Here is a 12,901-nt window from a genome sequence, read left to right as displayed (position 1 = left end):
CCGCGCCCCGCCCTGGAGTGGTTGCTGGATTTTCTCGGCAGGTAGCAGAAATATATTCAGGCCGGACTGGCCACGAGCTGTCGCGATACGGGCGAGGGTAGACACCAGATCCCGCCTGCGCTCCACTTTAGCGTGCCCACAGCGGGCGAGGAGAGAGAACCATGGTTAGGCCCTCAGAACATGAGAAGGCGCGTCCTCGCCTAGGCTCTCGGTCAGCTGTCTCGATCGCGTTGATCGTGGCCAGCGGCTGCACGGGAGACCTGGGCGGATTTCGCTCCGACGATTCCAAGCCGATCGACGACCCGCCGCCCACCTCGACGGGCACGGGCACGGGCCCGACGGACCCGGCCGCTTGCGAGGACGGCGCGGTGTACCCCGGGCGAGCACCGCTGCGGCGCTTGACGCGCTTCGAGTACAACAAGACCGTCCGCGACCTCCTGGGCGACACGACCGACCCGGCCTATTCACTGCCGAGCGAGGAGGTCGGGAACGGCTTTGGAAATGACGCGGACGTGCTGTCGGTCTCGAGCCTGCTCGCCGAGCAGCTGGGCACCGTCGCGGAGGGCATCGCCAAGCGCGCGACCGCCACCCCGGAAGCGCTCGCGAAGCTCCACCCTTGCGCGAGCAGCGTGAGGGCGGAGGACGAGGAGGCGTGCGCGCGCTCGATCATCGAGCGACTCGCGCCGCTCGCTTACCGAAGGCCGCTCGCCGCCGGCGAGGCGGACGAGCTCCTCGGGCTGTACACCGCCGGCCGGACGGATGCCACGTTCGACGCCGGCGTCGCGACGGTGATCGAGGGGCTGCTTCAATCGCCGGATTTTCTCTACCGCATCGAGTTCGGCACGCCCGACCCGCAGCGCCCCGAGCTCCGCCGGCCCACGGGCGACGAGATGGCGACGCGCCTATCGTACCTGCTCTGGGGCACGATGCCCGACGAGAAGCTGCGCCTGGCGGCGCAAGCGGGTGAGCTCTCGACCAAGGAAGGCGTGCGCGCTCACGCCGAGCGCATGCTCGAGGATCCTCGGTCCCGGGTCACCGTCCGGTACTTCTTCGACAACCTGCTCCCCATCAGCAGCCTCGCGGATCTCGAGCGAAACGCGGAGACGTTCCCGACCTTCTCGCGGACGATCGGCTCGCTCCTGCACGAAGAGACGCAGCGATTCCTCGCGCACGAGATCTTCGAGGAGAACGGCACCTGGGCGTCCATCTTGACGGCCCCGTACACCTTCATGAATGGACCTCTCGCGGCGTTCTACGGCGTCTCCGGCGTGACGGGCGACGAGTTCCAGCAGGTGCAGCTCGACACGACCCAGCGCCTCGGGCTCCTCACCCAGGCCGGTATGATGGCCGGGACGACGCACTCGAACAACACGAACCCCGTGGTCCGCGGCGGCTTCGTGCTCGACAAGCTGATGTGCCAGAAGATCCCGCTCCCCACCGGCGACATCCTGGCGAGGGTGAAGCCGCCGGAGCCGTACACCGGCAAGACGGCGCGGGAGCGCTTCAGCCAGCACAGCAAGGACCCGGTCTGCGCGACCTGCCACCAGTACCTGGATCCGGTCGGGTTCGCGCTCGAGAACTACGACGCGGTCGGGCTGTTCCGTACGACGGAGAACGACGTCCCGATCGACGCGAGCGGCGGGGTCCCGGGCACGGACATCAAGGTGAACGGGCCGATCGAGCTGGTGCAGGGGCTCGCCCAGACCGATGCGGTGCAGAACTGCTTCGCGACGCACTGGGCCGAGTACGGCTATGGTCTCACGCTCCGCGCCGGGGACGCTTGCACCAAGAAGGCTGTCACGGACGCCTTCAAGGCGTCCGGATACAATGTGAAGCAGCTCCTGATCGAGCTCACGCAGACGGATGCGTTCCACTACATGGCTGCCCAGGAGGAGTGATGGTTATGTCGAACTTTCGTTTGAGCCGACGTGCCGTGCTGCGCGGCGCTGGCGCCATCGCCATCGCGCTCCCCTGGCTGGAGATCATGGGCACCGAACGCACGGCGAGCGCGGCACCCGCCCCCGCCAAGCGTTTCCTCTCCGTCTACACGCCGGGCGGGACGGTGATGAACCGCTGGCGGCCGACCGGCACCGAGACGAGCTTCACCTTGGGGCCCATCCTGTCGCCGCTCGCGCCGGTGCAGGACAAGCTGCTCGTCGTCGACGGCCTCGACATGAAGAGCGCGGTCGGTGAGCAGCACCAGGCCGGGATCATCGCCTGGCTCTCGGGCACGACCCAGGCACCGAACGGCGGCTACGGGGGCGGACCGTCCATCGATCAGGTGATCGCCTCCCGGATCTCCGCCGGTCAAAAGGCGAAGGCGAGCATCGAGATCGCGGTGCGCTGGGCGACGGGAAAGTCCCACGGCCTGCTGTCACCCATGAACGCCGCGAATTTCGAGAGCACCGCGCCGTTCAGGCCGATCGCGCCGCGCCTCGATCCGACGGAGATCTTCACCGACCTCTTCGGCACGCTGGATCCCAGCGCCGGCAACGACGCCGCCCGCCGACTCGCGCGAAAGAAGTCGATCCTCGACTTCCTCGACGGGCGCTACTCCGCCCTGTCCTCGCGGCTCGGCGCCGCCGACGCGCAGAAGATCGACCAGCACCTGACGAAGATCCGCGAGATCGAGAAGAGCCTCGACACCGCAGCGCCGGTCGAGACGAGCGCGTGCAAGGCGCCGACGAAGGTCGACACGTCCGACTACAACCCGCGCACGGGGCTCAGCGCGGACAACGACGGCAAGGTCAAGGACACCTCGACCGACGCGGCGATCCCGAAGGTCGGCAAGCTGATGATGGACATGCTGGTGATGTCGCTCGCCTGCGACATCACCGCGGTCGGCACGCTGCAGTGGAGCGACACCGAGGCGAAGCACACCTTCCCCTGGCTCAACCTGAGCGAGCACCACCATTTCTACCAGCACGACGGTGGCTTCAGGGCGGCCGAGTGCGAGCTCATCTGCAACTGGTATTCGAAGCAGCATCTCTATCTCCTGCAGGAGATGGCGAAGATCGACATGGGTGGACACTCGCTGCTCGACGAGAGCGTCGTCTTCTTCGGGTCCGAGCTCTCGGATCCGCCGAGCCACAACAAGTCGAACATGCCGTTCTTGCTGGCCGGCGGCGGCGGAGGTCTGCGCACTGGACGCTGGGTCCGGTACCCCAACCTCTCGCACAACAACCTGCTCGTCTCGATCTTGAACCTGTTCGGCGACAACCGGAACACGTTCGGCGACCCGAAATTCTGCACCGGGCCGCTCACGAACCTGACGTAGCCGTCGCAAGGACAGAGCGCCGGCCGGCGCAAGTGCCACGACGCTGGCCGGCGCGAGCTCAACGACGCTGGCCGGCGCGTTTTCAACGACGCCGGCCGGCGGTCCTCGAGGTACAGGCTGGCGCCGTCACGCGACGCGGCGCGAGCAGGATGGTCGCACCGGGAAGGCGCGACCGCGACGTCGCCTCACCGCAGCAGGTCGCCGATCGCCCCGTACCAGACGTTCGCCATGCGCACGTAGCCGGGCTCGTTCGGGTGTATCCTGTCCGGGAGCTCCGCTGTCGGAAACCCGGTGTGCATGTCCACCAGCCTCCGTACCACGCACACCGAAGTGGAGGGCCGCGGGGATGCGAGCTCCGCTGGCGCCATCGAAGTGATCGATCGAGAGCCCCCGAAGAGACACGAGACCTCGCGCCCAGCGCGCTACGGCGCGAGCGGCGCCCCTGCGACCTCGCCGTCGCTCGCGTCTGCGACGATCAGGCGAATGGAATCGGCGCAGAGAGCGAGCCCGATCCCAGGGCCGAAGAGCCAGCGCATGACGGCCTGGTCAGGGGAAAGCGAAAGGAGACCCCGAGACGGACTGTGAGCGCTCACATTGTGGGTGCCAACGAAAATGGACCCGCGCGCGGCCTCTCATGGGCGAGCTCGTCCCCGGATCGCGCGCTCCAGTCGGCGCGCAGGGGAAGGGCCTCGGTCTCTTTGCCATGCACCCAGGGCGCGCTTCACCGGGCAGCGCGCGGGCGGCGCGCTTCACCGGGCAGCGCGCGGGCGCTCCGTGGGCCGGAGCGCATAGGCGATGCCGCTCTGCAAGGTGCCCATCGTGACGATGCCGGTGAGGTCGGCGCCGAGATCGATCAGGGCGCGCGCCACCTCGGGGCGGATGCCGGTGAGCACCACGCGCGCGCCGAGCATCTGGGCGGCGCGCGCGGTCCGCGTCAGCGCATCGGCGACGAGCGTGTCGACAGCGCGCACGCCGGTGATGTCCAGGATCGCGGTGTGGGCGCGCTGGCCGCTGATCCCGGTGAGCAGCGTCTCCATGATCTGCCCCGCGCGCGCGCTGTCCACCGTCCCGACGAGCGGCATGACCAGGACGCCGTCGGCGAGCGGGATGAGCGGTGTCGACAGCTCCCTGAGCGCCTCCTGCTGCGCGGCGATGATCTGCTCCTGCAGCGCGGCCCGCTCCGCCTCCGCGCGCCTCAGGTCGGTGTCCTCTCTCACGACGCCGCCGACGCCTATCAGCTCGCCGCGCTCGTTGCGAACCGGGAACTTGACCGTGAAGAAATAGAAATTCTGGCTGCCGTAGTCCAGGACCTCCTGGTACCGCATGGCCTGGCCGCTCGCGAACACCTCCCGTTCCTTCTCCACGATCCGGTCGGCCACGCCGGGCGGCGTGGCGCCGAACTCATGCTCGTCCCTGCCGAGGAACTCGATGACGTGCCGCCCGATGGCCCGCGCATAATGGCGGTTGAGGAACACGTAGCGCCCCTCCGCGTCCTTGATGAACATGACGTTCGGCGAGTTGTCCACGAGCTGCAGGAGCATCCGATAGCGCTCGTGCATCAGGCGCTCTCTCTGCCGCGGATCGTCGCCTTCATCCACGATGGCCGCGATCTCCCGGACGTCGCCTCGCTCATCGCGCAGCACGGCGTAGGTCCACCGGCAGGTGATCGCGTCTCCCTCTCTCGTCCTGCCCACGCTCGTCGTCGTCGCGAAGAGGCTCTCGCCGGGATCGTGGTTGAACGCCTGCACCTCCTCGGGCGACACCGGATCTGCGGCCACGAGCTCGGAGAGCCGGCGGCCGACGGCCTCGCCCTCGCTCCAGCCGAAGAGGCACCTGGCGGCGTCGTTCCAGCGCGTCACGGTGCCATCCACGCGCCAGTGGATCAGCGCCGGCACCTGCGTGGCGCCCAGCGGGAACGGCGCGTCGAGGTACGCCGCCGCCGCGCTGACCAACCCTCTCTCGCGCCCGAGCTCGCCGCGCCGACTGGCCAGCTCATTCTCGAGCTCCTCGACGCGCGCGCGCAGCGCCGCGCACTCGGCCTTGTAGTCAATCTCGTCATCGCCGCGCGCGGTCACCCCGCCCGGCGCGGGGATCCCGCCAAGCTGGCAGGGCCCGCCCACCGGGCTCCCTGCTTCCGAGTCGTGGTCCCCTCCGGACGCCCCGTTCGCGTCCGCGTGTCCGAACGGTCCGGATGTCCGCTCGCCCCTGTCCCGACCCATGCTCGCTCCTCCCCGCGCTGATCCGCAAGCGCGCCGCCCGTCGTGCCGTAGTGTAACGGTTCCGCACGTCGATCTCGCCAGAAAGTCGACAAGGCCCACCGCGACGCGCACCTGCCGTCCCCCGCGGTGGCGATGGCCAGTGACGAGCGCTGCACCACCTCGCTGGGCCTATCGTCGAGCCGCCGGATCGCGTCAAGGCGCGCGCAGTCGATGGGACCGGAGACCAACTGTGTGAGTGCTCACTTTTTTTTGGGGCCAGGCGAGGCTGCACGCCATCGGCGTCTGGCACGGGGGCGGTGGCGCACCTTCCAGGTCCGCCTCGGATTCCGCAGGAGCTCCTGCGGCTCGCGCTCGCCGGGAGCGCCGGTCGTGCGCCGTAGACTCAGTTCACGTTCTTCGACTCGATGGTCCATGCCCGGTCGGTGCACAGCCCGCAGCTCGCGCCGACGAACATGCCCTTGCCGGTCGCCCCCATGTCACCCTTCAGCTGCCAGCCTAGCCAGGCGACGCCGACCTTGCCGAAGACTCCGCCGTTGTCTTGGCCGTACGTGCCGCCGTGGCCCACGTTGGTGCTCGCAAGGACGGCGGGCACGCGGCTGGTGTTCCGGTAGTCCCGGGTCCCGTTCGGGTAAGCGACGTCATCGGGGCCGCCGAGGATGAACGCGATCGGCGCGTGGAGCGCGTCGAGGATCTTCTGATCGGGGTTGATCATCCCGCTGCTCCAGATCACTGCGGTCGTCACGCGCGGGTCGCCGGCAGCACCCTCCGCCATCAGTCCGCCGCAGGACCAACCCATGACCGCGACCTTGTCGGCAGCCAGGCTCTGGTAGTACTGGCTGCACGCTCGCCCGTTCTCCTCGATCGCCCAATCCAGGGATTCGATCAGGGGCTTTCCCATGGCCTTGTAGTCGTCGACCATGGGCCTCGAGTCGGAGCCGTTCGGTTCACCGTCGGAGATCACCAGGTACCCGTGCGACGCGAGCTCGCCCAGAAAATCTGGGTTGGTGGTGCCGTTCAAGGAACAGCCGCCCTGCCCCCAGGCAACGATCGGGTACTTGTTGGCTCCGCCCAGGTCCTTCGGCCTGAAGATCGTGCGACCAGACAATCCGGGGTCCTTTTCGACCACGACCTCGTGGGAGCCGGTAAACGCGGCTCCCATGCCCCTCACGTTGACCGGCGTCGGATCGGCGGTCTCGTCCGCGGGGTCACACGTCGCCGCGCCGCCCGCGCCTGCGCCACCGGCGCCTGCGCCCGTGCCACCGGCGCCTGCGCTAGCGCCAGCGCCACCGGCGCCAGCGCCACCGGCGCCTGCGCCGCCATGGCCCGCCGCTCCGCTGGAGCCACCCGCCGCTCCGTCGGAGGCGCCCCCACCCGCCGTGCCACCGGTCGCGCTCACATCGCCGCCGCCGCTGCCCGCGGGCGCAGCGCCTGTGGTCGCAGAGCCGGCAGAGCCCGCGGCTCCGCTCGAGCCCGCCGGAGTGCCAGCGGCCTCCGAGGGCAGCGAGTCGTCAGCACCGCAGCCGAACAGGAGGAGGGCGACGGCTGCTGCCGTTACGTGCGCCAATGCTTGCATGGAGGTCTCCTCTCGCGCGAAGGGTACGCGCGCGACTTGCTCTTCGTCCGCTCACTGGGGTCTTTCGCAGTCGATGTGAGCGTTGGCGATTCTGGTATCGAGTCCAGCGACGCTCACCGCCCGGCGATGCCGCTCAGGCGAGCATGCCGTCGATGGGCCCGGAGCCCTTGCCCTCGCCGAAGTTCTCCGTCCACTCGGTCTTGTCCCGAACGGCGGCGGCGATGAGGCCGTTGAAGAGCCGGTTGTTCGTGACGTCTCCGGCGTCGATGTACGCTCCCTGCTTCAGGTAGCCGCCGCCGCTTCCGGCGATGATCGTCGGCACGTTGCGGAAGCTGTGCGACGGGCCGTCCGATACGTGGTTCGTCCACATGATGATGGACTTGTCGAACAGGTCGCGCGCCTTGAACTGATCGAGGCCGTGGAGCAGCGTCTGCATGCGGAGCACGTCGATCTCGGCGTGTGCTTGCTCGGCCGTCGGGTTGTTGCCCGTAGCGGCGTCCGATTGCACACGATGGCTGATGTGGTGGAAGGGCCACCCGAGCGTCGCGTTCGCCGGTACCGCATACTTCGTCCCATCCGTGCCGTCGCCGTGCTGCAGCGTCGCCACGCGGTTGAAGTTGCAGGCGAACGCCAGCGCCACGAGCTCGAGGTGGAGCTTCGCGACGTCTTCGATCATGCCGTTCGTCTTGAACGCGAAGCCGCTCTTGAGCGCATCGAGCTCCGACGTCGAGAGGCCCGCCTGGCTGCAGGTGCTGGCCATCTCGCCCATCGTGACCTCGGCGTCGCGGATGGCCTCGAAATGCTGCTGGAGGCGCTTCTTGTCAGCGGAGCTCAGGGCCGACATGCGCATCAGGCTGTTCAGCTCCTCGCGCACGAAGTCGTTCGCGCTCTTGCGGCTGCGGATGAGCTCGTCGGCGACCTGCCCGCCGTTGCCGCCGCTGCTGCCGCCGCCGCTTTCCGCTAGGCCGACGAGCTTGGCGTAGAGCGTGTACGGGTTGTCGTCCGCAGAACGCACCTGCCCGGCGCCACCGCCCTTGAAAGAGATGCGCTCGGCGATGTACCCGTTCCTGCGGTTACCGGCGTAGAGCGTGAGCGGCTCGGCGCCGCCTTCGTTCACCAGCTTGGCGACGACCACGTCCGCGGACACGCCGCCCGAGGATGCGGTGCTGCCACCACCCTGCGCCGGGCGCGCGGTGAGCGACTGACACAGGCCCTGCGCGTGGCCGCAGTTGGTGGGGCCCCCCATCGGAAAGTTGATGCCGCGGATGAACAGCAGGTTCGGGGCGTGAGGCGCGAGCACGTGCGTCGCCTTGTCCGTCATCGCGGCGAGCCCGTCGGTGGTGAGCTGGCCAGTCTGGTCCGGGAAGAACTTCTTACCCACCACGCCGCACGCCGCCACGATATAGAGGCTGAACACGGGCGAGCTGTCCGCGGCCCAGGCGGAGCGCGACGGCAAACCCTCGAGGAACGGAAGGGCGATGGCGACGCCGCCCGCGCGCAGGAACGCGCGCCGGTTCATGCCGCGCCGGTGTGCTGTGCTCGGAGGAGCGAGGTTCATTGCGATCTTCGGGTTCACAGCGTACCTCCCATGTGAGTCCGGAATGCGTCGTTCTTCACGAGCTCGAGCATGATCTCTTTCACCGAGCCGCTGGCGCCGCGGCTCACCTCGGCGAGCGTCTCGACGAGCGGCAAGTCCGACGGGACGACGTCGCGCTGGAGCGCGAAGCTCGCGAGCTTCTTGGCGTAGCAGAGGTGAGCCTGCTCGCCCTCCGCCATGTAGTGCATCAGCTCGCCGGCGTCCCCGAACGACTTGGTCCCTTCGGAGAACGCGTAGACACCGCTGCTGTCGATCGGCAGACCTCCGTTCTCCTCGTCCCGATATTGCCCCATGCCGTCGAAGTGCTCGAAGGCGAAGCCGACGGGGTTGATGAGCTGGTTGTGGCACGTGCCGCCGCAGCCGGAGGTGAGCCGCGTGATGCGTTGACGGTTCGTCTGCCCGGGCTCGAGCGGCGGGACCGGCGGAATGTTGGGGGCCGGCGCGCCGAGCGGCGCGCACAGCATGTCGAGGTTGATGCTGACGCCGCGGTGGATCGAGTCCGACTCATCGTTCAGGGCGTTCAGCGTCAGGTAGGGGAGCTGCGAGAAGAAGCCGACGCGATCGGGACCGAGGTCTTGCTCCACCATGCGGCTCCCGCTCGGCGCCAGGCCGTAGAGGCTCGCCATCCCCGGCCCCACGAAGCCCTTGGTGGACGTGAGGATCTCCTTGACTCCGAGACCCTCGGTGAAGATCTTGTCGAAGAACAGGTACGCGCTCTCCTCGTACTCCGCGTTCAACGATTCGTTGTAGCTCGGCACGCCGAGCTTGCTGATCGTGGCGTAGCGATCGAAGTGGAGCAGCTCGCTGTGGAAGTACCGCATGCCCTTGACCGCGGTGGGCTCCTCCAGCATGGTCTTGGCGACCGCGGCGATCGCTTCCGGCGTCGTGAGCGTGGGCGCCTCGTCGAGCAGCTCGTCGCTGGGCGCGGCGTCGCGCAGCCACAGCGAGAGCTTCGCCGCGATCTCGTAACCATCGAGCGGCTTGCGATCTTCGCCGAGCTCCGTGCGGTAGAGGAAGTGCGGCGACTGGAGCATCGTCCGGATCACGAGCTGCGCGCCCTTGGCGAACGTGCTCTTCGTGCCGGACATCGCCGCGCCGGTCTCGAAAAGCTCGGAGTACCTGGCGATCTCGTCGTCCGTCAGCGGACGGCGATACGCACGGCGCCCCACGGTTTCGATGAAGCCGGTCTCGTCCTTATCCGGGTAGACCCTGGCGAGCGCCGCATCCGAATCCGTCACCTCCTCGGCGAGCGCCTCCGCCGCCGATTGGTAGTCGCTCCACGAGCGCTGGTTCACGCTCAGCAGGTGCTCGTTGTTCGTGAAGTCCGTGATGCCCGAGACAGGCTTCTCGAACCCGTCGGACAGCGACGAAGGATCGGCGAGATTCAGAACCACCTGCACGCTGCGCGCCCACTGCGAGTTCGTGAGACGCACGAACCGGTGGAACTGCGGCGCCCCTGGCATGTCGATGCCGCGCGCCACCCCGCCGGTGGGTGGGTCGCTGCCGTCCGGCGCGGGGCCGCCGCCGCCGTCCGAATCGCCCAGGGAGCCCGTGCATCCCGCGAGCAGGAGCGCCGTGACGCAGAGCCCCGCGCCGAGCGCCCTCCTGCTGCGCGGCAAGCCGGTCATCGAAAAAGACGGTGGGGTCATCATTGCCTCCTGATCAAGCTCGGGTGACAAAGCAGTTATTCAGAGTAGTTACAATGCAACCATCATCCAGGAACTGTCGTGTCCATCAGAACGTCGAGGAATCCATGCCTCGAGGGGACCGCGTTCGCTCCACAGCCTGCGGGAGGCCGCGTTGACCCCACACGGCGTGCGAGGTTCACTTGAGCGACTGGAAGAAGCGCCAGGCTCGCCCGCCCGCGCCGGACGGTACGGAGTGACCGCCGGGGTGCGTGCAGTACACGAGCGGCTGGCCCTCCTTGCAGCCCTGATACTCGACGCACGAGTCGCCGAAGCTCGACCGCATCGTGGTCGCCTGGCAGCCGTTCCGGCCCCGCCAGAAGTCGCGGGTCGACTGCCCCAGCTGGGGGGACACGGTCGTGTCGGTGTCGCCTTGCGTTTGAATCAGCGCGTGCGCGGCGCTGGCGTCGCTGCACGTGGGCTGCGATGCATTGGGACCCCATCCGGCGACCGGGGCGAGACCGCGGAACACGGACGACCGCTCACAGCCGAGCGTGTTCGTCATGAAGCCACCTTGGCTGAACCCGACCGCGAAGACGCGCTTCGTGTCCACGCAGTAGCTCGCCTTGGCATGCTCGAGCATGGCGTCGAAGAACGCCAGGTCGGCGTCCAGGCGCGCCCTGTTGGCGCTGGGCGGCGGACCGCCCCAGTTGGAGTCTGCAGTACCCCACTGCGACTGGGTGCTCGGAGGCCTGGATTGCCCGTCCGCCGGCAAGCCCTGCGGGTAGATGAGCAGCGCCTGGTTGTTGGTCTCCTGGATGAGCTGAAATCCGCTGTTGTCGTGCGCAGCCCACACGTTGTTCATGTTCAGGCCATGGATACCGAAGACCAGCGGCAGCGGCTTGCTCGGGTCGTAGTTCTCCGGGACGTGAATCAGGAAGTAGCGCGTCACCCCACCGACCGTCAGCGTCTGCTGCGCGCGAGGGTCGGGGCGCGTCACGGCTTTGCCGCAGCCCACCGAGCCGCCGCCGCCAGGGTCCATCGAGCCGCCGTCGCCAGCACCCGTCGAGCCGCCGTCGCCGGTGCCCGTCGAGCCGCCGTCGCCGGTGCCCGTCGAGCCGCCGTCGCCGGTGCCCGTCGAGCCGCCGTCGCCAGCGCCCGTCGAACCGGCGGCACCGACACCGGCCGAGTCGCCGCCCGCGCCACTGGAGCTGCTCGCGCTCGTGCTCGCGGCCGTGCCCGCGCCTCCGCTCCCGACGGCTCCTCCGCCCGACGTCGCGCCCGAGGTGCCCGAGGTGGTGGAGCCGCCGCTCGTGGATGTGCCGGAAGAACCACCAGCACCGGTGTCGACGGGATCCGCATCCGACGAGCAAGCGGTCAGCCCCGTCGCCACGCCCACGGTGAAAAGAACGGTCAGCCCGAAACCAGATCTACGCATACGGAAACCACCTCGCCAACTGCTGCTCGTCGGTGGCACGGGCGATCGCGGGTCATCCGCCACGCTCCCCGGCCGGTTGATGCAGGCATCATGCGCCGGCCGTCGCCGGGCCGATCATGTCCTCAGTAGGTCGAGAACAGGCTCCAGAGGAACTTGGGCGCGAACGCGGGCCAGCCGTGGTTGGTGTTGCTGTAGTTCGGGTCTCCGTGCTGACACCAATAGACCGGATAGTCCTCGTCACAGCCCTGAGCCATGACGCAGTTCGAGAGATCGTCCGTGTACCCCTCGACCGGCGTCGTGCTCGCCTGGCAGTGGTTCAGATCGTTATAGAAGTCGCGCGTCTTCGGGCCGTTGTCCGTCCCGACCACCGAGTCGCGCTTTCCGTGGATGACGACCGCCGTGACTTGCCCGGTACACTTTCGGGTATCGGCGTTGAGCGGGTACTGGGATACGTTCTTGGTGGCGCACGGGCCCACCGCGCGCAGCTTGTCCGCGTGCTCGCAGCCGAGGATGCTGGAGAAATCGCCGCCCGAGCTCTCGCCCGCCGCGAACACGCGGGCCTTGTCGATGCAGAGGTTGGCCGTGATCTGATCGTAGAGCGGCTGGAAGAATGCGACATCGTTGGCCCCCCAGCCCGAGCTGGGGTTGGCCGGGTGAGGGTAGACGCGGATCCAGGCCTCCTTGGGGCCGGTCGCCTCGAAGCCCGCGTTCTGCTCTGCCCAGTTGATCGGGTTGTTCGTCGGGTTGAACATGATCATCACCGGGTACGGCTTGCTGGCGTCGTAGCCGGTCGGCAGCTTCACGTAGTACTGGTGACCCGACACGGTGAGCGGGCTCTGCGCGCTGCCCGTCTGCGGATTGGCCTTGCCGCAACCCGTGCTCGGCTCCGGGGGCACCTTGCCTCCCATCGATCCGCCCGAGCCACCGGTTCCTGGCGAACCACCGCTTCCGCTCGTTCCTCCTTCACCGCCCGCTCCACCCGCGGACGCGCCGCCGTCGCCGGTCGTTGTGCCGCCGCTGGTCGTTGTGCCGCCGGTCGTGGTGCTGCCGCTGCTGACTGAGACGGCGGCCCCGCCCGTCCCGGGGTTGGGGTCGTCGCCTGACGAGCTCGCGCCGCCATCGACGCTACCTCCGCAAGCCGAGAGGGCGCAAGAGCCGGCCAGCGCTGCGAA

General features: G+C 68.5%; 8 protein-coding genes. 2 read left to right on the top strand and 6 right to left on the bottom strand.

Features of this window, described 5'->3' with window-relative positions; translation table 11 throughout:
• Positions 1-236 precede the first annotated feature (236 nt).
• Both POL72_RS03285 and POL72_RS03280 read left to right on the top strand, forming a co-directional pair.
• Positions 237-1,898 (top strand): DUF1592 domain-containing protein, encoded by a 1,662-nt coding sequence (locus POL72_RS03285; RefSeq protein WP_272093523.1) that lies wholly within the window; start codon positions 237-239, stop codon positions 1,896-1,898.
• Positions 1,898-3,277 (top strand): DUF1552 domain-containing protein, encoded by a 1,380-nt coding sequence (locus POL72_RS03280; RefSeq protein ID WP_272093522.1) that lies wholly within the window; start codon positions 1,898-1,900, stop codon positions 3,275-3,277. Before POL72_RS03285 ends, POL72_RS03280 begins: the two co-directional genes overlap by 1 nt.
• Positions 3,278-4,026: 749 nt before the next feature.
• Here the strand turns inward: POL72_RS03280 and POL72_RS03275 are convergent.
• From POL72_RS03275 to POL72_RS03250, 6 genes are all read right to left on the bottom strand, one after another.
• Positions 4,027-5,496, bottom strand: a complete 1,470-nt coding sequence (locus POL72_RS03275; protein ID WP_272093521.1) for a PAS domain-containing protein — start codon at positions 5,494-5,496, stop codon at positions 4,027-4,029.
• Positions 5,497-5,878: 382 nt separating this feature from the next.
• A complete protein-coding gene (locus POL72_RS03270; protein ID WP_272093520.1) occupies positions 5,879-7,069 on the bottom strand; it encodes an alpha/beta hydrolase family protein in 1,191 nt (396 codons plus the stop codon).
• A 133-nt stretch (positions 7,070-7,202) separates the two neighbouring features.
• On the bottom strand, positions 7,203-8,627 hold the full coding sequence (locus POL72_RS03265) for a DUF1552 domain-containing protein (protein WP_272093519.1): 1,425 nt from the start codon (positions 8,625-8,627) through the stop codon (positions 7,203-7,205).
• A gap of 14 nt (positions 8,628-8,641) precedes the next feature.
• The gene (locus tag POL72_RS03260) at positions 8,642-10,294 is read right to left on the bottom strand and encodes a DUF1592 domain-containing protein (protein WP_272095908.1); all 1,653 of its coding nucleotides are present in this window, start codon (positions 10,292-10,294) and stop codon (positions 8,642-8,644) included.
• Positions 10,295-10,490: 196 nt separating this feature from the next.
• On the bottom strand, positions 10,491-11,729 hold the full coding sequence (locus POL72_RS03255) for a CE1 family esterase (protein WP_272093518.1): 1,239 nt from the start codon (positions 11,727-11,729) through the stop codon (positions 10,491-10,493).
• Between the two features lie 122 nt (positions 11,730-11,851).
• A complete protein-coding gene (locus POL72_RS03250) occupies positions 11,852-12,637 on the bottom strand; it encodes a CE1 family esterase (RefSeq protein WP_272093517.1) in 786 nt (261 codons plus the stop codon).
• Between the last annotated feature and the right edge of the window lie 264 nt (positions 12,638-12,901).

Origin of the sequence: Sorangium aterium, from assembly GCF_028368935.1 — a bacterium.
GTDB lineage: Bacteria > Myxococcota_A > Polyangia > Polyangiales > Polyangiaceae > Sorangium > Sorangium atrum.
The sequence above is the reverse complement of the archived record's forward strand: the minus strand, read 5'-3'. Positions and strand labels throughout refer to the sequence as shown.

Coding starts and splice junctions, on each gene's coding strand:
- POL72_RS03280 (WP_272093522.1), top strand. CDS start 1,898: ATGGTTATGTCGAACTTTCGTTTGAGCCGACGTGCCGTGCTGCGCGGC.
- POL72_RS03275 (WP_272093521.1), bottom strand. CDS start 5,496: ATGGGTCGGGACAGGGGCGAGCGGACATCCGGACCGTTCGGACACGCG.
- POL72_RS03270 (WP_272093520.1), bottom strand. CDS start 7,069: ATGCAAGCATTGGCGCACGTAACGGCAGCAGCCGTCGCCCTCCTCCTG.
- POL72_RS03265 (WP_272093519.1), bottom strand. CDS start 8,627: ATGAACCTCGCTCCTCCGAGCACAGCACACCGGCGCGGCATGAACCGG.
- POL72_RS03260 (WP_272095908.1), bottom strand. CDS start 10,294: ATGACCGGCTTGCCGCGCAGCAGGAGGGCGCTCGGCGCGGGGCTCTGC.
- POL72_RS03255 (WP_272093518.1), bottom strand. CDS start 11,729: ATGCGTAGATCTGGTTTCGGGCTGACCGTTCTTTTCACCGTGGGCGTG.
- POL72_RS03250 (WP_272093517.1), bottom strand. CDS start 12,637: ATGGGAGGCAAGGTGCCCCCGGAGCCGAGCACGGGTTGCGGCAAGGCC.